This is a genomic window from Streptomyces sp. NPDC086023, from assembly GCF_044540325.1.
Taxonomy (GTDB): domain Bacteria; phylum Actinomycetota; class Actinomycetes; order Streptomycetales; family Streptomycetaceae; genus Streptomyces.
Genome location: NZ_JBITRX010000003.1, coordinates 552,045 through 573,976 on the forward strand (window position 1 = coordinate 552,045; position 21,932 = coordinate 573,976).

The window sequence follows — 21,932 nt, forward strand, 5'->3', positions numbered from 1 at the left end:
CAGTTCTGCATTCTGGAGCCCTCGATGAGCGAACAGGCGGCACCCGCCGGCACCGCCCGGCAGCAGCTGGAGCCCGCAGCCGCCGACGGCCTGCGCGCATTCGCGGCCAGAACCCGCGCCAACGCCGACCACCTCGCGGCCGTGCTGGAAGACATCGCCACCAACGGTCTTCCCGCGGTGGAGGACTGCACCCCGTGGGAGGAACTGCGCGAGGCCCACCTGGCCCGCCTGGCCGCCCAGCGCCCGGCCGTCGCCTGATGCCCGCCCCGCACGGCCCCCGCCGCGCCCGCATCGCCTTCTCCGACTCCGCCGCCAAGCAGCTGGAGGGCATCACCACCGAGGCCGGGCTCCATGCACTCGACCGAGCCCTGGTCGTCATCTCCGTGGACCCCGACATCGGCGAACCCATTCCCGGCGACACGACCGGCCCCCGGCTCCGCCAGTACACCGACGAACTCGAAGCCGTCCGCGTCCTGTACTTCACCACCGCCCTGCGCACCGTGGTGGTCGTGGCATACATCGAGGTCTGACGGCCCGGTACGAAGCCGGACCCGCCCGTCAGGCACCAGACCGAGCGGCCGCCCCTGCCCACGCCTACGCGCCCCCGGCGGAGCCACCCCCGTCGCCGAGGGCGGACAGGACCCGGTCAGGGGTCAGGGGCAGCTCGCGCAGGCGCCGGCCGGTCGCCCGGCTCACGGCGTTGCCGATGGCCGCCGCGGCGCCGACGATGCCGATCTCACCGATCCCCTTGCATCCCATCGGGTTGAGGTGCTTGTCGTGCTCGTCGATCCAGTGGGCCTCGATGGCGACGGGGACGTCGGCGTTGACCGGTACGTGGTAGGCGGCCAGGTCGCGTTCCGCGAAGTCGCCGAAGGCCGGGTCCAGGCCGCTGTGTTCGGTCAGGGCCATGCCCAGCCCCATCACCATGCCCCCGATGAACTGCGAGCGGGCCGTGCGCGGGTTGAGGACACGGCCGGCGGCGAAGACCCCGAGCATCCGGCGCACCCGAACCTCGCCGGTGACCGTGTCGGCCTGCACCTCGGCGAAGTGGGCCCCGAACGCGTGGCGCGCGTACGGGGACTTCTGCTTCGCCGACTGCGTGGTGTCCGCGGACGCCACGAGCCCCGTGTCGGGCAGCGGCCCGCGGTGGCGGGCCAGCCGTTCGGTCAGGGCGGTGCACGCGTCGTGCACCGCCCAACCCCAGGACGCCGTCCCGGCGGAGCCGCCGGCCACCGGGCCGGCCGGCAGCGCGCTGTTGCCGAGCGACAGCTTCACGGCGTCGAGCGGAACCCCCAGCGCGTCGGCGGCGATCTGGGAGAGGACCGTACGGGCGCCGGTGCCGATGTCGGTGGCGTTGACCTCGACGAGGTAGCTCCCGTCGGGTCGGGCGTGGGCCCGGGCGCCGGCCGGAGCGATGTACACGGGGTAGGTGGCCGCCGCCATGCCGCTGCCGATGAGGAGCGGCCCCTCCCGCCGGGGCGGCCGGCGCCCGGCCCAGCCGAAGCGGTCGGCGCCCTCGCGCAGACACTCCACGAGGTGGCGGCTGCTGAAGGGGCGGCCGCTGTCGGGCTCGGCGGCCGGGTCGTTGCGTACGCGCAGCTCGACGGGATCCATGCCGAGGGCATCGGCCAGCTCGTCCATGGCCGACTCCAGCGCGTACATGCCGGGCGTCTCGCCGGGGGCGCGCATCCAGGAAGGGGTGGGCACGTCGAGCGCGGCGACGCGGTGCGTGGTGCGGCTGTCCTGGACCGCGTACATCACCCGCGCGGGTACGGCGGCCTGCTCGACGAACTCGCGCACCCGCGAGGTGTGCGTCGTGACCTCGTGGCCGAGGGAGGTGAGCGTGCCGTCGGCGCGGGCGCCGAGCCGGACGCGGTGCAGGGTGGGAGCGCGGTGGCCGACGGTGGCGGCCATGTGCTGCCGGGGCAGGGCCACCGTGACGGGGCGTCCGCAGAGCCGACTGGCCATGACGGCGAGGACGACGTGGGGACGCGGCGTGCCCTTCGAGCCGAAGCCGCCGCCCACGTGCTCGGCCAGCACCGTAACCCGGTCCTCGGGCAGCCGGAACAGCCCGGCCAGGACGGCGCGTACCACCGTGGTGCCCTGGCAGGAGTCGTGGACGGTGAGGTGGCCGCGCTCGGTGTCCCAGTCCGCGGTGGCGGCGTGCGGCTCCATCGCGTGGTTGTGCAGCGGCGGCACCGCGTAGCGGACGTCGATCCGTACGGGCGCGGCGGCGAACGCCGCGTCCGGATCCCCCTGTTCGCGGTGCGCGGGGTAGCCGCCGTTGACCTCCTGCGGGGTGTAGAGGCCGGGGTGATCCTCGTGCAGTACGACGTCGTGCGGCTCCGCCTCGTAGGTCACGCGCACCGCGTCGGCGGCGGCGCGGGCCCCCTCCAGGGTGTCGGCGACGGCCAGCGCCACGTACCAGCCGCGGTGCGGTACCCGCAGGTCCTGGAGCAGCTGGAGGCCGGGATCGTCGGAGGGGCCCAGCCGCGGTGCGTCGTACGGGGTCAGGACGCCCAGGACTCCGGGCAGGGCCAGGGCGGCGGCGGTGTCGACGGCGGTGATCCGGCCGCGGGCGATCGTCGCGGGCACCGGCCAGCCGTAGGCCCGCCGCGGCAGGTGCCGCTCGGCGGCGTACAGCGCGGTGCCGGTCACCTTCTCCCGGCCTTCGCGCCGTGGGACGGGGGAGCCGAGCAGGGCCTCGACGGCGGTGTCGAGCGTGGCGGAGGCGGAACTCATCGTGCGTCCTCTGGTCCTGTCCTGTGGTCTGTGGAACCGGGATGCGTACCGGCCAGCGTGGCGATGCTGTCGCAGGCGAGGTTGCGGGCGAGCGGGATCTTGTACGCGTTGTCGCGCAGCGGCTCCGCCCGGGCGAGCTCGGCGTCGACCGCCGCGCGCACGGCGTCGGGGCGCGGCTCGGCGCCGGTCAGCTGCGCCTCGGCCGTGGTGGCCCGCCAGGGCCGGTGGGCGAGGCCGCCGAAGGCGAGGGCGATCCGGCGCACGAGGCCCGCGCCGGGGTCGAGGTCCAGTACGACGGCGACCGAGGCGAGGGCGAAGGCGTACGACGCGCGTTCGCGGGCCTTGCGGTAGGAGGAGACGGCGCCGGGCGCCGGGGCCGGCAGCAGCACCGCCGTGACGATCTCACCCGGGCGGATGACGGTGTCCTGCTCGGGGCGGTCGCCGGGCAGCCGGTGGAACTCGGCGGCCGCGACCGTGCGGGTGGCGTCCGGTCCCCCGTACAGCTCGACGCCGGCGTCCAGCGCGGCCAGGGCCACGGCCATGTCGGAGGGGTGGGTGGCGATGCAGTACTCGGAGTGGCCGAGGACCGCGTGGTCGCGGTGCACGCCGTCCCGCGCTCCGCACCCGGTGCCCGGCTCGCGCTTGTTGCACGGCTTGGAGAGGTCCTGGAAGTAGGCGCAGCGGGTGCGCTGGAGGAGGTTGCCGCCGGTGGTGGCGACGTTGCGCAGCTGGCCCGAGGCGCCGGCGAGCAGGGCCTGCCCGAGCAGCGGGAAGCGGGAGCGCACCCGGGGGTCGGCGGCCAGGTCGCTGTTGCGGACCGTGGCACCGACGCGCAGGCCCCCGTCGGGGAGGTCGTCGATCCCGTCGAGGGGGAGCCGGGAGATGTCGATCAGGGCGGTGGGGGACTCGACGCCCAGTTTCATCAGGTCCACCAGATTGGTGCCGCCGCCCAGGTAACGGGAACCGGGGTGCGCGGCGTGGGCGTCGACGGCCTCGCGGAGGCTGGTGGCGCATACGTAGACGAAGGGCTTCACGCGATCACGTCCGCACCGGTCCTGGTGGCCGCGGAGTCGGCGGCGGCCTCGGCGACGGCCCGGACGATCGCCGGGTAGGCGCCGCATCGGCACAGGTTGCCGCTGAGGCGTTCCCGGATCTCCTCCGCAGTCAGTGCGGCGGCCCCTGCCCGGGCACCGGCGGAGGTGACGTGCGACGGGTCGCCGGCGGCGGCCTCGCGCAGGGCGCCGACGGCGGAGCAGAGCTGGCCGGGGGTGCAGTAGCCGCACTGGAAGGCGTCCTGTTCGATGAAGGCGCGCTGGAGCGGGTGCAGGGCGCCGTCGGGCGCCGCGAGGCCCTCCGCGGTCGTGACCGCGCACCCGTCGAGGGTGACGGCGAACAGCAGACAGCTGTTGGCGCGCCGGCCGTCCACGAGAACGGTGCACGCACCGCACTGCCCGTGGTCGCACCCCTTTTTGGCACCGGTCAGGTCCAGGTGCTCGCGCAGGGCGTCGAGGAGCGTGACGCGGTGGTCGAGGTCGACGTCGTGACGGGTCCCGTTGACGCGCACGCTGACGCGGGAGCGGGTCTCACGGGCAGCCCCGCCCTCCGGCGTGCCGTGCGCCGGCCGGGGCGGCGGGCGGATGCGTGGGCCACGACGAGCTCCCTGTCGTCCGCTGGGGGAGGGGCGTCCGCCCCCTGCCCAGCCTGTCCCCTCTCACCTCCACCGGCGCCGCACACCTCCGGCACCTTGCCCGGGCCTCCCCCGTACGGCCGACGCGGATCAGACGGGAACCGGAGGAGACGGCATGCGCGGCCTCGGCGCGACCAGCCGCACCGCCGGAGCGGCCAAGAACGCCGTCACACCGCCGCCGGCAACCCTGATCCGTGCGGATGGGCTGGGTCCTTACCGGCCGTCGGGCGACATCCGCATCAGCTGCCCCTGCCTTTGCCCCCGGGCCCGGCAGCTCAAATCTCCCTCAGGAGTGACCGGTTCCTCTACCCGAGTCGATCAAGAGCCTCCTACGGTTGCGCCCACCAGGCCCCGCGTGGGTCTCTCGACCGTCCGGAGCCTTGATGCGTACGACCGTCCTCCTCCCCCTGACCGTCCTGGCGGGTTGCCTCGCCCTGACGTCCTGCACGGCCACCACCCCGAGCACCCGGGCGGATGCACCCGCCACCCCGGTTTCGGCCCCCGCCACCCCGGTTCCCGCGCCTGCCGCCGCGGCCCCCGCCGCCCGCACCACCCCGCGGGACGCGGGGCACCCACCGGCCCGCACCACGCTCACCAAGGCCCCCGCGTCCCACGGCCGCCCCCTCCTGACCGTCGCCCCCACCACCGGCTCCAGGTCCTACACCCTCGACGAGCTGCTCGCCCCGGGCGACCTCGCCGTCCACTTCGCCTGCGAGGGCCAGGGCAGGATCGAGGTCTCCCTCGGCCCCCGCGACGACGGCGCCTTCGGCGAACTGCCCACCGACGGACCGTCCGTGCGACCACGGGACACGGGCGTGGGCATGACCTCCGTCGAGCTCTGCTCACCCGGCCAGGTGACCCCTCGCGGGGACGTCATGGCCCTCTCCGCGCCCGCCCGCCTCACCGGCGTCACGGTCACCGCCACGCCCGGCGTCCACTGGGCCCTCACCCTGTCCCACGGCCCCGCCACGAAGCCTCCCACCACCTGACTGCGCCGGGTTCTCCGCTCACCGCCGCCGACAGAGGAACGTCCGGGAGGAAGGCCCCGGCACTGCCGGCCGTACCAGCCCTGGCCGTGACACTCTCCACCTCTTCCGGTGAGGGCAGGACCGCGAAGGCCATGCCCTGATCACCCGATGGCAGGCCGACACCGGCCCGACCGCACTCGCCGGCCCCGCTGAACGGCGGCGCACTTGCCCGCAGCCTGCATCCCCTGCGCGGGGTGGAGGTGAAGAAGGGGTGAGACGAGGGACGGCGAAGGAGAGATCGTGAACGACACTGCACCGCCCGGTGATCACCGATGACGAGGTGGGCGCCCCGGCACGACGGCGGACGGCCCTCGGGGAGGCTCTGTTCCCACACCTGGACAGCCGAACCGGCGCCGCTGACCGAGTCGTGCACGACGTGCGCGGCACGCGAACGAGCGCCGGCCGACCTGCTGCTCTGCCTGACCTGCGGCCATGTGGGCTGCAGCGACAGCTCTCCCGGCGCTCACGCGACGACGCACTTCGACTCCAGCGGCCACCCGGTGGCCCGCGCCCTGGCCCGTGGCCAGGAGTGGGCCTGGTGCTACGAGGACGAGGTGTACCTGGATCCGCTGCCGGGACGACCCGTGCCGCATTCCGCCCCACGGCCGCCCGAATCCGTCTGGGACTACCCCCGCCCGCCCGCCGTACGGGAGGACGACCGCCTCGTGCGGGTCGAGTGCGCGGGCCAGGTGGTGGCGGAGACCCGTAAGTCGGTCCGGGTACTGGAGACCAGTCATCCGCCGGTGTTCTACATCCCTCCGGCGGACGTCCGTACGGAGCTGCTGATCCCGGCGCTCTCGGGTCGGACGTGGTGCGAGTGGAAGGGCTCGGCCCGGTACTGGGACGTCGTCGTGGAAGACGACGTACGCGCCGGCGCCGCCTGGAGCTATCCCTCTCCCGAACCCGGCTTCACGGCCATCAAGGACTACTTCGCCTTCTACCCAAGCCGCACGGACCGCTGCACGGTCGCCGGAGAGGAGGTCACGGCGCAGGAGGGTGACTTCTACGGCGGCTGGATCACCTCAGAGGTGCTCGGGCCGTTCAAGGGCGGGCCGGGCACCCTGCTGTGGTGAGGCCGAGCCGCTGCTCGGCCTCACATCTCTCGTCACGCCAGAGTGGTGGTCCCCGGTTGGGTGGTGTCGGCCGGGGTGGGTTGGGGCAGGCGCGGCGGCGGGGCAGGGATGTCCTGGCCGCCGGCGCCTGCCGGCGGCGATCCGGAATCGGAAGGAGCCTGCTGATGTCGCACGTCAAGGAGTCGATCGAGGTTGATGTGCCGGTGACGACGGCCTACAACCAGTGGACGCAGTTCGAGTCGTTCCCGCAGTTCATGGAGGGTGTGGAGCGGATCGAGCAGCGGACGGACACGCTGACGCACTGGGTGACGAAGGTCGCGGGCGTGGAGCGGGAGTTCGACGCGGAGATCACCGCGCAGATCCCGGACACGAAGGTCGCCTGGGTGACGGTGGGCGGTGACACGGAGCAGTCCGGTCTGGTCACCTTCCGTCCAATCGACCCCGCGCACACGGAGGTGACGCTGATGATGGACTTCGACCCGGACGGGATGGCGGAGAGCATCGGTGACAAGCTCGGCTTCGTCGACCGGCAGGTCAAGGGCGACCTGAAGCGGTTCAAGCACTTCATCGAGGACCGCGGCACCGAGACGGGTTCCTGGCGCGGCACCGTCTGACCCGGCGCGGCGCGGCCCGGCACGCCCCCGAGGCGCGGCCCGAACTCCTGGACGCCCTCACCAGCTCTCGGAAAACGCCCGCAGCGCACCCACGGGATCGGGGCAGGGGATGCTCCCACCGGACGATGCCGTCCGGCGTGACGGTTCGCCATGTTCAAGCCCCCGGAACCGCTCGGCACCGCCGCACGTAATCGTGAGTACGCCCCGCCGGGCCGGCGCGGCGGCGGCAGCCAGGCGGCCCGGCGGACGATCTGCCGCGCCGTGCGCACCTTCCAGGGCGCCCCCCGCGCTGCTCCGCCGACCGGGGGCTTCCGCTGGGCGCCCCGGCCCCAGCCAGGCGGGGGCACGCCGGCCGGAACGCGACCGAGCCGGGAGCCGCCTGCCCGCAGACCGGTTCCGTTCCCCCGGCCGGCAGCCGGTCCGACGGCGAGGGCTGCCTCTGCGTCGTGCCGTCGCCGGGGGAAGCCGGCCGCGCGAGCCCACAGGGCTGGCCGTACTCTTTGGCCATGATCGAGATTCCTCCGCACACGCCCCGCGAAGCTTTCGAACTGCTCATGGCCGGCAACCAGCGCTTCGTCTCTGGCGCCCCGGAGCACCCCAATCAGGATGCCGCCCGCCGCACCGAGACCGCACCTTCCCAGCAGCCCTTCGCCGTGCTGTTCGGTTGCTCCGACTCCCGCCTGGCCGCCGAGATCATCTTCGACCGGGGCCTGGGTGACCTCTTCGTGGTCCGCACCGCCGGCCATGTCGCCGGGACAGAAGTGCTCGGCTCCATCGAATTCGGTGCGGCCGTCCTCAACGCTCCGCTGGTCGTCGTCCTCGGTCACGACTCGTGCGGCGCGGTTGCCGCCGCCTGCTCCGCTCTGGAGAACGGGCAGACGCCGGGCGGCTTCGTCCGGGACGTCGTCGAACGGGTGACGCCCAGCGTGCTGGCGGGCCGTGCCGCCGGACGCGACAGTGCCGAGGAAATCCTGGCCGAGCACATCGAGCAGACGGTGGACCTGTTGCTGGAACGCTCGCGGGTACTCGCCGACCGGGTGGCCGAAGGGCGCCTCGGCGTAGTGGGCTTGTCCTACCGTCTGGCCGACGGCAGTGCCCAGCTCGTCGTCACACGGGGCCTTGAGCCCGCCCTTCCCCCCGCCTCCTGACCCTCATACGGCAGGGGACCACCTGGGGAAGGTACGCCGGTCCGCCGGGCGGCGGTCGGTCCCGTTCGTGCCGAGACCGGCTCCACGTCTGCCTGGGAAAGGGCAGGCGCGGAGCCGGTGCTCACACCGAGGAACGGGGCCCTGCGGCTCGGCGGAGCCGATTGGCGATGGCCAGCCCCAGCCCGTGCTCCGCCGGAAGTGACGCGATGATGAGGTCGCATCCCTTCTCGTCGAGCTCGCGCAGGAACCCGTACAACCCCTGCGCGTAGGCAGCCGGCGAAGCGGGGACTGCCACCACGGCGTGTGCCTTGACCGGAACATCGGCGAAGGCGGCAGGCAAGAAAACGCCCACCCGATGGCCCAGCTCCGACGCGGTTTCCGCCTCGGCGACGACCTTCTCGGGCTCGACGAGGACGACTCGCGCACGTGGTGCGTAATGGGAGGGGTGCTGGCCCGGTACCCGAACCTCGCTGGTGGAGGGGACCGCGAGCGGATGCCCCAGCACCGCTTCCAGGTCCTCGCGCGTCACCCCGCCGGGCCGCAGGATGGTCGGGGTCTCCCCGGTGACGTCGACGATGGTCGACTCCACACCGACCTGGCAGAGGCCGCCGTCCAGGACGAAATCGACGGCGTCACCGAGCTCGGCGCGCACAGCACTGGCGCTGGTGGGGCTGACGGAGCCGAAGCGGTTCGCAGAAGGGGCCGTGACACCGCCGCCGAAGGCCGTCAGCAGCGCGAGGGCTACGGGGTGGTCGGGCACGCGCACGGCGACCGTCTCCAGTCCACCGGTCGCCTCCAGCGGCACGCGGGGGCCGCGGCGCAGGACCAGCGTCAGCGGTCCCGGCCAGAAGTGATCGGCCAGCACACGGGCCGCCACCGGCACGTCCTGCACCCAGGCGTCCAGTTGCTCGGCGTCGGCAAGGTGGACGATCAGGGGGTGGGAGGGTGGACGGCCCTTGACCTGGAAGATGCGCGAGATGGCGGCGGGGTCTTCGGCGTCGGCCGCCAGACCGTAGACGGTTTCAGTCGGCAGGGCCACCAGCCCGCCGGCGCGCAGCACACCGGCTGCCTTCTCGATGTCCTTGGTACTTGCTCTCACCCTCACAATCCTAGGGGCGTCACCAGGCGACGACGGCCACGATCCGGTCCACGGACACACACAGCGTTGCGTGCCGACGGGAGCGTTGACGGCCGGTGTCGTGCACCTACCCGATCGTGGCCGGCCGGTACACGTGTGCCTCCCGCGGACACTGGCTGGACGTCGACGCCACCGTGGCGGACAAGGGCATCGAGTCCACGACATGGACGCAGGATGGAGTCCGAGGCTGATCCACGTCATGAGCGTGTTGGCAGGCCGACCGCGTTGAACGGCCCTGGGGCTGGTCGCGTGCCAACCAGGGGAAATCGACCACACGCACTTCCAGAAGGACCGGGATCCGGGGTTCCGGGCGGGGTGGGATCCATGCGTCAGGCCTGTGCCCGGCGGGTGCCGGAGCGGAAGGCGGGGCGGGCGCGAAGCCCGGCGGAGGTGCGGCGTCAGGCGCGTTACCGGGCGGGCGCGGAGACCCGGCTGGCCGGGCGGCGGACTGCCCGCCAGTACCCCGGGACCGGGGCGCCGGCCCCGCCCTGCCCACTCGGGCCCCAGGCCCCGAGGCCCTCGCGAAGGTATCGGCCCGGCTGGCCCGGCAGTCTCTGGAGGTGGGGCGCAAGGACCCGTGGCTGGCCACTGCCCTGGCGCAGGGTGGCCGCCCGGCGCGGGCACGGGCCCGAGGTGGTGGCGGCGCTGGACGCGCTGAAGGAGCCGCACCTGCTGATGACCCTGAGGGGGCCGGCGGGCTCGGGCGCGTACCGCCATCTCCACTCGGCCGAGGGCACGCTGCTGGCGGGCTCCTCCGACACCGGCGCGGTCACCGTGTGGGACCCCGCGACCGGACGGCCCCGGCTGTGTGCCCGGCTGTCCGGGCCGGCCACGGGTCTCGCGTTCGCCCCGGGCGGCGGGCTGGTCGCCGCGGGGACGGCGGACGGCACGGTCCTGGTCTGGAGCGTGCGCACCCTGCGGCAGGTGGCCCGCTTGCAGCGGCCCGCCGGTGGCAATCAGGGGATGGTCTTCATCCGCACGCCCTCCGGGGTGCGCTTCGACCGTCGGCCAGGGCGGGAAGTCCTTCGGCAGCTGACGCCAGGCGCACCCGGCCCGCACCACGTAGAAGGTCGCGTCCACGATCCGTCGCCGCGGGTGCTTCTCCCGCTGACCGCCCTTCGGACCCACCGCGCCGGCGGGATCAACGGCTCCACCAGCGCCCACTGCTCGTCCGCCACGTCCGACGGATACCCACCCCCACAAGCACTCACACAGAGCTCGACGACCCCGCCAGCTCCGCGACACCGCAGACCTCAAACGCGGTCTCAGAATGGCGACATCACAGATGCAATCGCAGGAGCCGTTGTCAGCCCAGCTTGTAAATATCGTTGATGTTTGTAGTGCAGTGAAGGGTCACCGTGAAGCTTCCTGCCGACAACGACCAGTTAGTGTATGTGTTCGAGCCAACGCCGGGGGTGATTCCGGTTGCATATCCGGTGGAGTCGGTGTTGACGCCACCCACTGCTTGCATGGCGAAGTCCAAGCCCTTGGTGGCCGTAAACTCGACCCCCGGCGTGATTCGCCAACCCGAACCGCTGTTGTACTGCGTGTCATTCATGTAGGTCGGGTCGCCTTCGGGCGTCTGCGGGCAGTTGACCGCGGGGATGCTGCCGCTCCCCAACGCGCCAATGGCAGAGACGGAGGCCTGCGCGGTGTAGTCCTGGTCATCCGAGCCGTCGAGAGGCTGCAGCACACTGTGCCCGGAGCCTGCGACATGCCCTGTCCCCGTGAGGTTGTCGCGGCCGGCTGTGTTGTTGCTGTTGCCGAACACCGAGACGTTCCCGTCCCCGTTGTTGAACACCGCACTGCCCGAAGGTGTGGTGTCATGACCGTCCGCGGCCGCCACCGGAGACAACGAAACCACACCAGCCATAACAGCAGCCGCCGCCATTACTGCACCAATGCCACGCATGCACTACTCCCCAGTCACCAGACGCCCCGCCGACTCGAGCGCCATAGATGGACAGATCGCGCACGAGATGCTCATAGTTCATCTTTCGGAGGGTTCGCACGCCAACGGGCTAATCTCCGCCTAGTGTTTATAACCCCCGGACTCGCCGGTCCTGGAGGACAACCGCCGCTGGGGCACGGGCGTGATCGGCTCCCGAATGCTCATCATCACCCTCTTCCCGGTCATTTTTTCGCGGGGGCCATCCTGACGGGGACGCTCTCGTACGAAATGCCGCGCGGGGCACGGCGATTCACCCCGTCCGTACACCTCCCCGCACTTGGGATCCTCCTCCTCGGCCTGCTTCTCCTCCTGCCGACAGCCCTTGGCTGGGAGGCCGACGGCCTGGCCCGCCCGGCGGCCTTCCTGTCCTGCGTGACTCCGGGGACCGCGCTGGAGTGGATCTGGCGCTCGTCCTTCTAAGGGCTGTCCCGTAAATGATCTTCTGGCCGTCTCGGGCGTGGTGGGCCGCCGTATGGCCCGCTGGTCTATCCGGCGAGGGCGAGGTTGTGCATCCGGGCGATGCCGAGCATGGCGTGGTGGACGCCGTCGCCTTTGAGGCGGCAGTCGCGGAGGATCTTCCAGGTCTTCATGCGGGCGAAGACGTGCTCGACGCGGGCTCGGATCTGCTTGTGGGACTTGTTGTGGGCCTCCTTCCAGTCCGCGAGTTCGCTCTGGCCGCGCTGGCGGCGGTGCGGGATGACGAGTCCGGTGCCCGGGTATCCGCCGTCGGCGATCGTGAGTGTGTTGCCGACGGCGGCCTTGGCGCCGGATTCCTCTCATGCCTTGCAGTCGTTGCGGTTCCCGGCGAGCGGCCGGCCGACCGCGACGACCAGGCGGGTGTCGGCGTCGATGACGACTTGGTGGTTGGTGGAGTACCGGTAGTTTTTCGACCGCTCGGCGATGGTGTGGTCGCGGGTGGGGACCAGGGTGCCGTCCACGATGAGCACAGTGTCCTTGGCGAACCGTTTGCGGGGCTGGAGCGCGGCATCGGCCCGAGGTGATCGATGATCCGGTCCGCCGCCGACTTCGACACCCCGAACAGCGGGGCCAGCTGCCGCATCGTGAGGTTCGTGCGCCAGTAGGCCGCGACCAGCAGAGCCCGGTCTTCCAGCGTCAGGCTCCATGGACGGCCTTTGCGGACTGCCTCCGCGCCTTGGTGCCGCAGAACCGTCACCAGCTTCCCGAACTGCCGCGGGCTGAGCCCGGTGAACGGGGCTATCCAGTACGGTTCCGACGCCGTGATCACACCAGCCATATCAAGATCATCTCATCCGCGACCAGCGGTTCCTGGGCAGCTCTTGGGCCGCCCATAGAGTGCGACCATGGAAGAAGTCCCCTGGTTCGAGTACGACAAAGACGACCTGAACGTCGCGCAACGCGTGTTCGTAGACGTCCTCGCCGAACGTGCGAGCTCCTGGCTGGTCGACCCTCTCGACACAGTCGTGGTACCTCCGGCAAACGACTCCGGCCGCGAGCTGATCGTCTGGTTGGACATCGTCGATGCGCAACGCAACCAGGGGATCCTGACGGTGGGCGCCCACTTCAGCGGATCTGGCATCCACGCAGACAAACTTCAAAACCAGCACTTCTCGCTGCCCGAGAAGGCGACCGAGTTCACCTTCACAGCTGCCGGAAACGCGACAGAACTGGCAGAACGGACGGGTGCTTGGTTTGAGGCGATCCTTGCGCGTCCCCTGGTCCGCTGCGAATGGCAGCACGGGGGAAGAACGTACGCGGTTCGATACGAGTTCGCCGATACCGGCCGGGGCCTCGTTGAGGGCTTCGAAGAGGCACTCGCACCCCGCCGGCTTCGTGAACGACTCGCCGCAGAAGGCATTGTCCGAGGCCGGGGACGGATCAACCGCGCCGACCTGGGGGAACCAGACCTGACCACACCGATCAGAGGTAGCCACCCCGATCAGTAGTTACGGGACAGCCCTTGGCTGACTCCCGAACGACGCCGTCGGTATCCCGGGCGGCTTCGCGTTCCGGACCGGGCGGCTCTCACCGGCATCATGTACGTCGTGCGGACCGGCGTTGCCTGGCGCGATGTCCCGGCCGCGACCGTGGGCTGCTCCGGAGTCACGGCCTGGCGCCGTCTGCGGGACTGGACCGAGGCCGGGGTCTGGCCACGCCTGCACGCCGCCCTGCTGACCGAGCTGCGCCGCGCGGACGCGTTGGAACTGGACGACTGCGCCGTGGACGGCTCTCATGTCCGGGCCCTCAAAGGAGGGGACCATGTCGGGCCCTCACCCCTCGACCGTGCTCGCCCCGGTTCCAAGCACCATCTGATCGTCGACCGCCGCGGAACCCCGATCGCCGTCACGCTCACTGGCGGCAACCGCCATGACGTCACCCAGCTCGTGCCCCTGCTGGACGCCGTGCCGCCGATCCGGGGCCTGCGGGGGCGTCCCCGCAGCAAGCCCGGCGCCTGTACGCCGACCGGGGCTACGACTTCGACAAGTACCGCCGCCTGTTGTGGAAGCGCGGCATCGAACCCTTGATCGCCCGACGAGACGTCGCCCACGGCTCCGGACTGGGCAAGGGGCGCTGGGTGGTCGAGCGCTCCTTCGCCTGGCTCCACCAGTTCAATCGGCTCCGCACCCGCTACGAACGACGCGCCGATCTCCACCAGGGCCTGCTCGAACTGGCCTGCAGCCCTATATGCCTCCGCCGTCTCCGGACCTCATTCTGAAACGATGTACTGGTCGGCGCCGAGCTGCAGCTGCCGGTGGCGCGGTACTGGACAGCGAGTTGATCACCCGGGACACGGTGGCGGGGCGCCTGGCCGGCCCCGCCCGAGGGGGAGTCGGCCGGGGCCCGGCTGGTACGGCGGAGGGTTCGCCGCCCGCGGTCTAGTGGCGGAAGGTGTCCTTGACATCTTCCTTGGCTTGGCGGGCGTTGCCCTTGGCCTGCTCTGCACGGCCTTCGGCGGTCAGGCGTTCGTTGCCCACCGCGCGCCCCAGCACCTCCTTGGCCTTGCCCTTGGCCTGCTCGGCGATCGCCTTGCGTTTGTCCGTACCCGACATCGGGACCTGATGGTGTGAGTGCCCGGCCGTGGATCGTGGACGATGACCTGTGGGCGCTGATCGAGCCGTTGCTGCCGCCCTGGCCCAAGAAGGCTCCCGGCCTGCGGCCGGTGCCGGACCGGCAGTGCTTGCAGGGCATCTTGTACGTGCTGATCAACGACATCGCCTGGCAACTGCTGCCCCTGGAGTTGGGGTTCGGTTCGGGCCAGACGTGCTGGCGGCGCCTGGACCGATGGCAGCGGGCCGGGGCCTTCGACCGATTGCACCGGATCCTGCTCGCCGAACTGAACGCGGCCGGCGAACTGGACTGGTCCAGAGCATGCGTCGACGGCTCCCACGTCCGCGCGAAAAAGGGGGCGCGCCGACACCGGTCCGTCGCCGGTCGACCGGCGGAAAATGGGCAGCAAGCAGCATCTGATCTGCGACGGACGCGGCACCCCGTTCAAGGTCATCACCACCGCTGCCAACGTCAACGACGTCACCCAGACCCTGGGCCTTGACCCCGGGTTTTGGACACCGGAGACACTTGGATCTTGATGGTCCAGGAGAACGGAGTCCCTGTGGGGATGAAGCACCATCCCGTCGAGTTCAAGGCGGACGCGGTCGCGTTGTACCGGTCGAGGCCGGGAGCGACGATCAAGTCGGTGCCGCTGATCTCGGGGTGAACACCGAGACGCTGGGGAACTGGATCCGGGCCGCCGACGGACGTCGTTCCGGCGCCCATTCCTCGCCGCCGGCCGTCGTCCCGCCGGTGGTGACGCCGTCGAGGCGGAGCTGCCCGCTGCCCGCAAAAGGATCCGTGAGCTGGAGGAAGAACGCGACATCCTTCGCAAGGCGGCCCGGTATTTCGCGACGGAGACGCGCTGGTGAACCGCTTCCAGTTCGTTGAAGACCACCAGCGCCGTCACGGCGTGAAGCGGCTCTGCACCATCCTCGGCCTGGCCCGCTCCAGCTTCTACTACTGGCGCCGCACCGCGGCCGCCAGAGCGGCCAGGCAAGCCCGCGAGGCCGAGCTCGCCGCCCGGATAGGCAAGATCCACCAGGACTCCGACGGCACCTACGGAGCCCCCGAATCACCGCCGAACTCCGCGACGAAGGCGGCCCGGCGGTCAACCACAAGCGCGTCGCGAGAATCATGCGGACCATCGGGCTCGAAGGAGTCCGCCTGCGCCGCCGACACCGCACCACGCTCGCCGACCCGGCCACTGCGAAGGCACCGAACCTGATCCAACGTGACTTCACCGCTGCCCGGTGAACACGAAGTACGTCGGCGACATCACATACCTGCCGGTCAACGGCGCGAAGCCTCTCTACCTGGCCACCGTCATCGACCTCGCCTCACGGCGGCTGGCCGGGTGGGCGATCGCCGATCACATGCGAACCGAGCTCGTCATCGACGCCCTGGCGGCCGCCGAGCAAACCCGCGGCAGTCTTCAGGGAGCGATCATGCACACGGACCACGGGTCGCAGTACGCGAGCAGAGGATTCGCTGAAATCTGCAGGTCAGCCGGGGTCCGGCAGAGCACGGGAGCGGTCGGGTCCAGCGCGGGCAACGCCGCAGCCGAGAGCTTCAACGCCGCCTTCAAGAGAGAGACGCTCAAGGGCCGCAAAAGCTGGCCGAACGAGAACGAGGCGCGACTCGATGCCTTCCGCTGGCTGATCCGATACAACACTCGACGCAGGCACTCCCGCCTCGGCCAACGATCACCGATTGCCTACGAGAATGCCCTCCAACCAGCACCAACTACCCTGACCCAAGCCGCATAGACGTGTTCAGAATCCGGGGTCAGGTCGGTCGCCGCTGATCTGGGGGTCAACTCGGAGACATTGCGGAACTGGGTTCGGGCGGCCGGGGCGGGCCGGCCCCGGGGACGCCGGTCAGAGGCGCCGGCCGAGCCGCCCACGGCGCTGGAAGCGGAGAACGCCGCTCTGCGCAAGGAGGTCCGCGAGCTGGAGGAGGAACGCGAGATCCTGCGGAAGGCGGCGAAGTATTTCGCGGGGGAGACGCGCTGGTGAACCGCTTCCAGTTCGTCGCCGACCACCAGCGCCGCTACGGCGTGAAGCGGCTGTGCACCATCCTGGGCATCGCCCGCTCCAGCTTCTACTACTGGCGCCGCACGGCCACGGACCGGGCTGCCCGGCAGGCGGCCGACGCCCTGCTCGCCGCCCGGATACGGGCCGTGCACCTCGAATCGGACGGCACCTACGGCGTCCCGAGGATCACAGCCGAGCTCCGCGAGGGCGGCGAGAGCGTCAACCACAAGCGCATCGCGCGCGTGATGCGGAGCATCGGCCTGGCGGGCGTGCGGCTGCGTCGCAGGCACCGCACCATGGCCCCGGACTCGGCCGCGGCGAAGGCCCCGGACCTGATCGGCCGCGACTTCACCGCGAGCAAGCCGAACACGAAGTGCGTCGGCGACATCACCTATCTCCCGTTGGACGGTGGCAAGTTCCTGTACCTGGCCACCGTCATCGACCTCGCCTCGCGCCGGCCTGGCCGGCTGGGCGATCGCAGATCACATGCGCACCGAGCTCGTCACCGATGCGCTCGCCGCCGCCGAGCGGACCCGCGGCAGTCTCGCCGGGGCGGTCATGCACACCGGCCACGACGCCCAGTACACCAGCCGGGCGTTCGCCGACGCCTGCCGCCAAGCCGGCGTCCGCCAGTCCATGAGCGCGATCGGCTCCAGCGCGGACAACGCTCTCGCCGAGTCCTTCAACGCGACGTTCAAACGAGAGACGCTCCAGGGTCGAAAGAGCTGGTCCAGTGAGCGCGAGGCCCACCTCGACGCGTTCCGCTGGCTGCACTGCTACAACACCCGACGCCGTCACTCCCGCTTCGGGCAACGCAGCCCGATCGCCTACGAGACAGCGTCCGGAACAACATCAACTACGCTGTCATCAGCCGCATAACCCGTGTCCAGGATTCGGGGTCAAGGCCCATCCACCGTTGACCGTACAGACCCCCAACTGCACGTCCGTCGCGCAGAACCGGGCTCTGTGGTGGGAGACCAGCGTGGCCAACGAGACCTCGTTCACCACCGAGTACGGCCAGAAGCTCGTCCTGGGGCTCGGTTTCGGAGACCTCAAGTCAGGGATCGAGCTGGCGTTCTCACAGACGTACGGGCACTCCACCACGAACACGACCACCTTCAAGCAGCAGGACTCGGTGACGATCCCCGGGAAGTACCGGAGCGTGCTCTACAAGACCCCCACCTACCAGGTGCTGTCCGGCACCGCCACGGCACGGATCCACGACGGCGGCGCCCTGGTGGACCTGCCGTGGACGGTCAAGCAGGCGGTGAGCGACGGCTCCGACGGCCTGACCTGGGACGAGATCCCCCTCACCGCGGCCGAACTGCAGGACACCCGGCTCTGTCCCCTCTCGGACAGCGGAGTGACCAGGGCGCTCTGAGCGTGCCGACCCCCTGACGGAGCCGGGCCGGCCGCTCAGAGTCACCTACCGGTAGGGGGCCGGCGGGCCCGGCTCCGTCCCGTCATGACCGCCCATCCCCGCGCAGCTCTCGAGCGTACGCGCCATGCGGGGCGGTTCCAGTGGTACGTGATCCAGCGCCGAAGCCGCCGGCACCGGCCCGTGCACGAGGCCTCGCAGCGCTGCTCGGCCGCGTCCACGGGCCGGTGCCGGCGGGTTCGTCACCGCTCGGACCCCTCGGCCACGGCCCGCAGGGCCGCGCGCTGCGTCAGCCAGCCGACCTCCTGACCCCTTCGGCGTCGAGGACCGGCAGCACCCGGGCGTCCTCGCCGGAGAAGAGCGCCAAAGCCCTGCCGAGCGGGTCGTCGGCACCCAGCGTCGGAGGGAAGAACGCGGCCTTCCCGACGGGTTCCCGCGCGCCGACGCCCGAATCGAGGGCCGACGCGACGGCCAGCGCGTCGACCACCCCCCGGTACGCGTCGGTCGGGTCCGCCACAGGCAGGATCGCCTGCCCCGCCGCGATGAGCGCTGGCACCGCCGCTTCGAGCGGGGTGTCCGGGGGCAGGCCGGCGGGAACCGGCTCCATGATGGCCGAGACCGGCCGGCTCGGGGCCTGCGCGTCCAGGACGATGCCGCGGCGCCGGAGCTTGGCGGTGTAGACGGTGTCACGGCTGAGGAGTCGGCTCACGAAGGTGGCGACGGCCACGGCGGCCATGAGCGGCAGGATGATCCCGTACTCACCCGTCAGCTCGTAGACGATGACCACCGCGGTGATCGGGGCCCGTGCCGATCCGGCGAACACAGCGGCCATCGCGACCACGGCGTACACCGCGGGCGGACCGGTCACCGCGGCGGACGCGTGGTGCCAGGCAAGCCCGTAGGCGCTGCCGAGCATTCCCCCGATGAACAGGCTGGGTGCGAAGACCCCGCCCGAGCCGCCGATCCCGATGGTCAGACTGCAGGCGAGGACCTTCCCGACCAGCAGGACGAGCAGAAAGCCGATGGCGTAGCCGCCCTCGACGCCCTTCTGGAGGACGGGATAGCCCACGCCGTACATCTGCGGCAGTGCCAGCAGGATCGCCCCCAGCAGCACTCCGCCCACCGCCGGACGCAGCCACTCAGGCCCCCGCCAGAGGGCGTCGCACCCGTCCTCCACCCAATAGAGCACCTTGGTAAAGAGCACCCCCACGGCGCCCGCGACGGCGCCGAGGAGCAGGAACAGGCCGTAGGCGAAGACGTGGTCGACGGCCAGTGGGGGCAGGGCGAGGAAGGGTTCGTCACCCAGCACGGAACGGCCGATCACGCTAGCCGTCACCGAGGACAGGACCACCATGCCGAAGCTGCGCACGGCGAAGTCGCCGAGGATCAGCTCCATCGCGAAGAACACGCCGGCCAGCGGGGCGTTGAACGTGGCGGAGATGCCGCCCGCGGCGCCGCAGGCGACCAACAGCCTGGCGTGCGCTTCGCCGGCCCGCACCCACGACCCCAGGGAGGAGCCCAGGGCGGAGCCGATCTGGACGATGGGCCCCTCGCGGCCGACGCTGCCGCCACCGCCGATGCACAGGGCGGAGGCGACGGACTTGACCACGGCGACGCTGGAGGCGATCCGTCCGCCGCGCCGTGCCACCGCGTACATCACCTCCGGTACGCCGTGTCCACGAGCCTCCCGTGCGAACCGTTGGACCAGGGGCCCGTAGAGGAGCCCGGCGACCACGGGCGCCAGGAGCACGAAGTAGGGGCCGAGCCAGGGCATGTACGGATTGGCGGCCCTGCCCGCCGCGGAGTAGTCCGCGTGCCCCGTCAAGACCCGTGTCACCCCCTCGATCATCCAGCGGAACAGCACGGCCCCGTACCCGGCCCCGACGCCGGTCAGGATCGCGAGGGCGGCGAGCCCGCCGTGGGACTGCCGTAGCCAGCGCATGGCGGCCGGCAGCGGGGCCGAGGGGCCCGGTCCACTGTCCGCGGCGGGAGGGGAAGTCGTCACGGGGACAACTGTGGGCGCACGGCCGCGTCCCGGGCGTCCGGGACACGCGCTCAGGACGTGGTCCGCCCGGACACCGGCTCCGTCGGCAGCTGGAGGTCCGCATTCCAGCCGCACGAACGGTTCCGTCTCTCCGGGGAGTCGGGGGAGGCGGCGCCGTGTCAATCCCCTCGAATTGTGGAGTCCTTCCTATGCAGCCAGCCCCATGGTGAGGCCGGCCCAGTACTCGCGTTCGTAGTCGATTGGGCTCTTGAACCCGCACACGCTGTGTAGCCGACGGGTGTTGTAGAAGTCGGTGATCCAGGTGGCGACCTTGATCCGGGCCTCGGTCCGGGTCCGGAAGGTGTGCCGGTGGACGTACTCGACCTTCAGTACGCTGTTGAACGCCTCGCTGACGGCGTTGTCGAAGCACGAGCCGACCCGGCCCATGGACTGGGTGACGCCCAGCTGGCGGCAGGCCCGGGCGAACTTCCGGGACGTGTACTCGCTGCCGCGGTCGCTGTGGAAGATCACGCCGCGGACGTCGCCGCGGCGGGTGGCCGCCGCCATGTTCAGCGCTGCCACGACCAGGTCCGCGTCGTGGTGCGCACCCATCGCGTAGCCGAGCAGGCTCCGGGAGAACAGGTCGATGACCGTGGCGAGGTAAAGCTTGCCCTCCTCGGTGATGATCTCCGTCATGTCGTCCGCCCAGACGAGGTCGGGTTCCTCGGCGGTGAAGTCCCGCTTGACGACGTCCGGTGCGGCCGGCCGCTTCCCCGGCGTGGTCAGCCCGCTCCGGCGTCTGACCACCCGGGCGACGAGACCGAGCTCGGCCAAGCCTCGCCACGGTGTTAACCGACACGCGCCAGCCCCTGCGGATCAGCAGGATGAAGATCTTCGGTGACCCGTAGGTGCCGCCGGACTCGGTGAAGACCTCCTTGATCTCGTCGGCCACTCGTTGCCTGCGCAGTTCACGCCCGGTGGGTGGGCGGTCGCGCCACTTGTAGAACCACGACTCGCTCACGCCCAGAGCGCGGCACGAAACGGTGTGCGGGATGCCGTGCTCGGTCCTGTTGTCGCTGATCACCCCGGCCACGGCGGCCGGGTCCGCCGCAGCTACTTCACCCGCAGGACCATGCAGCGTTTGAGGACATCGCGTTCCGTCCCCAGCTCCTTGTTCTCCTTCTTCAGCGCCGCGTTCTCCGCCGTCAGCCGGGCGATCAACGCGTCCCTGGCCTCCGGCGTGCCCTTATCCGCCAGCTTCGCCCGCGAGACCCAGCTACCGCCCCTCGCGAAACTCCGCCGTGAACTTGCGACGCTTCTCCGCCATGACAACCAGCATCCCCTGCTGCCACGGACTCCACGCTACGAGGGGAACCTCACCGGAGACCTCGCGGCGCGTGTGAGACGCGTCCAGACTCACCGCAGCGGTGCGCGTCGACGGGAGAGACCGCGCCGTGTGCGCCCCGCCGCCTCCATGACCGTCGCGTAGGGCAACCGCCACGATCGTTCCACTCGCTCGACGCTGCGGCCCGTCCGCCGGTCGGGGCTTCCGAATGCCGGGTGTGAGCGGCTTCCACAGCAGACTTCCCCGCCGCCCTCCACGTGCTGGCGTCCAAAGCCGCGTCTTCGGGGAACCGCACCGGGTCCGCTTCGCCCATGCCCGCCTGGTGCCCTATCCCGCTGCCCGGCGCGGCCTCCCGCAAGAGCGTCAAACGCTCCGACCTCGCCGGGCACTGCGGCTACGGCTTCTGCGTGGGTCGTCCCCATCCCCCCCCTGCGTCCGCCGATCGGCGGATCTTGCCGACTCTCGGACTTGCCATTGTTGAGGCAGCATCCGCACCCCAAGCCAAGGAGTATCCGTGGAAGCGCAGCGCGAACTGTGGATCAATGCTGTTACCCATGTACAGGACGTCGACCTGTGCGACATGCCTCAGCAATGCCAGGTGTGTATGTCTCACGAACAGTCATTCCTCGTCATGGCGTGCACCGTCGACGCCAGGATCTGTTTCAACTGCATCATGGGGATGCAGACGAATCCGACCACACACGCTCTGCACTGCCCGTACTGCCGCGCGAAGGTGGAGGCACGCTACTGAGCTTGATCGAGCGGTGTCGGTGCCGTTCTC

General features: G+C 71.0%; 18 protein-coding genes and 7 pseudogenes. 14 read left to right on the forward strand and 11 right to left on the reverse strand.

What is annotated here, in order from left to right:
• Positions 1-24 precede the first annotated feature (24 nt).
• Positions 25-258: a hypothetical protein gene (locus ACIF6F_RS09175; RefSeq protein ID WP_399943394.1), complete on the forward strand. Its 234-nt coding sequence runs from the start codon at positions 25-27 to the stop codon at positions 256-258.
• Complete coding sequence (locus ACIF6F_RS09180) at positions 258-530, forward strand: hypothetical protein (RefSeq protein WP_399943397.1); 273 nt, start codon at positions 258-260, stop codon at positions 528-530. The genes ACIF6F_RS09175 and ACIF6F_RS09180 overlap by 1 nt, the downstream gene beginning before the upstream one ends.
• Before the next feature lie 64 nt (positions 531-594).
• On the opposite strand, the gene ACIF6F_RS09185 is transcribed toward ACIF6F_RS09180, so the two are convergent.
• Genes ACIF6F_RS09185 through ACIF6F_RS09195 form a run of 3 tightly spaced genes read right to left on the reverse strand, consistent with a single transcriptional unit; the run spans position 595 to position 4,381 of the window.
• Positions 595-2,742 carry a xanthine dehydrogenase family protein molybdopterin-binding subunit gene (locus ACIF6F_RS09185; protein WP_399943399.1) on the reverse strand — a complete coding sequence of 716 codons (2,148 nt, stop codon included), beginning with the start codon at positions 2,740-2,742 and terminating at the stop codon, positions 595-597.
• Positions 2,739-3,776, reverse strand: coding sequence for an FAD binding domain-containing protein (locus tag ACIF6F_RS09190; RefSeq protein WP_399943402.1), 1,038 nt, complete (start codon positions 3,774-3,776; stop codon positions 2,739-2,741). The genes ACIF6F_RS09185 and ACIF6F_RS09190 overlap by 4 nt, the downstream gene beginning before the upstream one ends.
• Positions 3,773-4,381: a 2Fe-2S iron-sulfur cluster-binding protein gene (locus ACIF6F_RS09195; protein WP_399943506.1), complete on the reverse strand. Its 609-nt coding sequence runs from the start codon at positions 4,379-4,381 to the stop codon at positions 3,773-3,775. Before ACIF6F_RS09195 ends, ACIF6F_RS09190 begins: the two co-directional genes overlap by 4 nt.
• 431 nt (positions 4,382-4,812) lie before the next feature.
• Here ACIF6F_RS09195 and ACIF6F_RS09200 point away from each other — a divergent pair, with 431 nt between their 5' ends.
• The 5 genes and pseudogenes from ACIF6F_RS09200 (at position 4,813) to ACIF6F_RS09220 (ending at position 8,292) form a co-directional block, all read left to right on the forward strand.
• Positions 4,813-5,418, forward strand: coding sequence for a hypothetical protein (locus ACIF6F_RS09200; RefSeq protein WP_399943404.1), 606 nt, complete (start codon positions 4,813-4,815; stop codon positions 5,416-5,418).
• Positions 5,419-5,729: 311 nt separating this feature from the next.
• Positions 5,730-6,014: pseudogene (locus tag ACIF6F_RS09205) on the forward strand (UBP-type zinc finger domain-containing protein); the annotation flags it as partial.
• Positions 6,012-6,530, forward strand: a complete 519-nt coding sequence (locus ACIF6F_RS09210; protein ID WP_399943508.1) for a DUF427 domain-containing protein — start codon at positions 6,012-6,014, stop codon at positions 6,528-6,530. The pseudogene ACIF6F_RS09205 and the gene ACIF6F_RS09210, both read left to right, overlap by 3 nt.
• Before the next feature lie 164 nt (positions 6,531-6,694).
• Complete coding sequence (locus tag ACIF6F_RS09215; protein ID WP_399943406.1) at positions 6,695-7,144, forward strand: SRPBCC family protein; 450 nt, start codon at positions 6,695-6,697, stop codon at positions 7,142-7,144.
• A gap of 506 nt (positions 7,145-7,650) precedes the next feature.
• On the forward strand, positions 7,651-8,292 hold the full coding sequence (locus ACIF6F_RS09220; protein ID WP_399943408.1) for a carbonic anhydrase: 642 nt from the start codon (positions 7,651-7,653) through the stop codon (positions 8,290-8,292).
• Positions 8,293-8,413: 121 nt separating this feature from the next.
• On the opposite strand, the gene ACIF6F_RS09225 is transcribed toward ACIF6F_RS09220, so the two are convergent.
• The 4 genes and pseudogenes from ACIF6F_RS09225 to ACIF6F_RS09240 all read right to left on the reverse strand — a co-directional run bounded on the left by ACIF6F_RS09225 (position 8,414) and on the right by ACIF6F_RS09240 (position 12,636).
• Positions 8,414-9,391 carry an L-threonylcarbamoyladenylate synthase gene (locus tag ACIF6F_RS09225; RefSeq protein WP_399943511.1) on the reverse strand — a complete coding sequence of 326 codons (978 nt, stop codon included), beginning with the start codon at positions 9,389-9,391 and terminating at the stop codon, positions 8,414-8,416.
• 1,038 nt (positions 9,392-10,429) lie between these two features.
• Positions 10,430-10,641 (reverse strand): annotated as a pseudogene (locus ACIF6F_RS09230) (transposase); the annotation flags it as partial.
• Between the two features lie 95 nt (positions 10,642-10,736).
• Entirely contained in the window at positions 10,737-11,342 is a 606-nt protein-coding gene (locus ACIF6F_RS09235) for a hypothetical protein (RefSeq protein WP_399943409.1), read from the reverse strand.
• 524 nt (positions 11,343-11,866) lie between these two features.
• Positions 11,867-12,636: pseudogene (locus ACIF6F_RS09240) on the reverse strand (transposase).
• Positions 12,637-12,703: 67 nt separating this feature from the next.
• On the opposite strand from ACIF6F_RS09240, the gene ACIF6F_RS09245 reads away from it, so the two are divergent.
• Positions 12,704-13,306 carry a hypothetical protein gene (locus ACIF6F_RS09245; protein ID WP_399943411.1) on the forward strand — a complete coding sequence of 201 codons (603 nt, stop codon included), beginning with the start codon at positions 12,704-12,706 and terminating at the stop codon, positions 13,304-13,306.
• An 18-nt stretch (positions 13,307-13,324) separates the two neighbouring features.
• Positions 13,325-14,076 (forward strand): IS5 family transposase gene (locus ACIF6F_RS09250; protein ID WP_399943514.1). Its coding sequence is split into 2 segments (ribosomal slippage): positions 13,325-13,811 and positions 13,811-14,076, totalling 753 coding nucleotides; the frame shifts between segments, so codons are not numbered across the junction.
• A gap of 160 nt (positions 14,077-14,236) precedes the next feature.
• Here the strand turns inward: ACIF6F_RS09250 and ACIF6F_RS09255 are convergent.
• Positions 14,237-14,410 carry a CsbD family protein gene (locus ACIF6F_RS09255; RefSeq protein ID WP_399943413.1) on the reverse strand — a complete coding sequence of 58 codons (174 nt, stop codon included), beginning with the start codon at positions 14,408-14,410 and terminating at the stop codon, positions 14,237-14,239.
• Positions 14,411-14,442: 32 nt separating this feature from the next.
• On the opposite strand from ACIF6F_RS09255, the pseudogene ACIF6F_RS09260 reads away from it, so the two are divergent.
• The 4 genes and pseudogenes from ACIF6F_RS09260 to ACIF6F_RS09275 all read left to right on the forward strand — a co-directional run.
• Positions 14,443-14,908, forward strand: a pseudogene (locus ACIF6F_RS09260) (IS5 family transposase); the annotation flags it as partial.
• A gap of 62 nt (positions 14,909-14,970) precedes the next feature.
• Positions 14,971-16,177 (forward strand): annotated as a pseudogene (locus ACIF6F_RS09265) (IS3 family transposase).
• 27 nt (positions 16,178-16,204) lie between these two features.
• Positions 16,205-17,323: pseudogene (locus ACIF6F_RS09270) on the forward strand (IS3 family transposase); the annotation flags it as partial.
• A gap of 37 nt (positions 17,324-17,360) precedes the next feature.
• The gene (locus tag ACIF6F_RS09275) at positions 17,361-17,825 is read left to right on the forward strand and encodes a hypothetical protein (RefSeq protein ID WP_399943415.1); all 465 of its coding nucleotides are present in this window, start codon (positions 17,361-17,363) and stop codon (positions 17,823-17,825) included.
• Between the two features lie 286 nt (positions 17,826-18,111).
• Here the strand turns inward: ACIF6F_RS09275 and ACIF6F_RS09280 are convergent, their stop codons facing one another.
• The 3 genes and pseudogenes from ACIF6F_RS09280 to ACIF6F_RS09290 all read right to left on the reverse strand — a co-directional run.
• Positions 18,112-19,827 carry a chloride channel protein gene (locus tag ACIF6F_RS09280; protein WP_399943416.1) on the reverse strand — a complete coding sequence of 572 codons (1,716 nt, stop codon included), beginning with the start codon at positions 19,825-19,827 and terminating at the stop codon, positions 18,112-18,114.
• A 186-nt stretch (positions 19,828-20,013) separates the two neighbouring features.
• On the reverse strand, positions 20,014-20,640 hold the full coding sequence (locus ACIF6F_RS09285; RefSeq protein WP_399943418.1) for an IS3 family transposase: 627 nt from the start codon (positions 20,638-20,640) through the stop codon (positions 20,014-20,016).
• Positions 20,641-20,695: 55 nt separating this feature from the next.
• A pseudogene (locus ACIF6F_RS09290) lies at positions 20,696-20,899 on the reverse strand (IS3 family transposase); the annotation flags it as partial.
• Between the two features lie 766 nt (positions 20,900-21,665).
• Here ACIF6F_RS09290 and ACIF6F_RS09295 point away from each other — a divergent pair.
• A complete protein-coding gene (locus tag ACIF6F_RS09295) occupies positions 21,666-21,902 on the forward strand; it encodes a hypothetical protein (protein ID WP_399943421.1) in 237 nt (78 codons plus the stop codon).
• Positions 21,903-21,932 lie beyond the last annotated feature (30 nt).

What these genes read in the sequence shown, in the direction of transcription:
- ACIF6F_RS09175 (WP_399943394.1), top strand. Translation starts at nt 25, where the DNA reads ATGAGCGAACAGGCGGCACCCGCCGGCACCGCCCGGCAGCAGCTGGAG.
- ACIF6F_RS09180 (WP_399943397.1), top strand. Translation starts at nt 258, where the DNA reads ATGCCCGCCCCGCACGGCCCCCGCCGCGCCCGCATCGCCTTCTCCGAC.
- ACIF6F_RS09185 (WP_399943399.1), bottom strand. Translation starts at nt 2,742, where the DNA reads ATGAGTTCCGCCTCCGCCACGCTCGACACCGCCGTCGAGGCCCTGCTC.
- ACIF6F_RS09200 (WP_399943404.1), top strand. Translation starts at nt 4,813, where the DNA reads ATGCGTACGACCGTCCTCCTCCCCCTGACCGTCCTGGCGGGTTGCCTC.
- ACIF6F_RS09215 (WP_399943406.1), top strand. Translation starts at nt 6,695, where the DNA reads ATGTCGCACGTCAAGGAGTCGATCGAGGTTGATGTGCCGGTGACGACG.
- ACIF6F_RS09220 (WP_399943408.1), top strand. Translation starts at nt 7,651, where the DNA reads ATGATCGAGATTCCTCCGCACACGCCCCGCGAAGCTTTCGAACTGCTC.
- ACIF6F_RS09235 (WP_399943409.1), bottom strand. Translation starts at nt 11,342, where the DNA reads ATGCGTGGCATTGGTGCAGTAATGGCGGCGGCTGCTGTTATGGCTGGT.
- ACIF6F_RS09245 (WP_399943411.1), top strand. Translation starts at nt 12,704, where the DNA reads ATGGAAGAAGTCCCCTGGTTCGAGTACGACAAAGACGACCTGAACGTC.
- ACIF6F_RS09255 (WP_399943413.1), bottom strand. Translation starts at nt 14,410, where the DNA reads ATGTCGGGTACGGACAAACGCAAGGCGATCGCCGAGCAGGCCAAGGGC.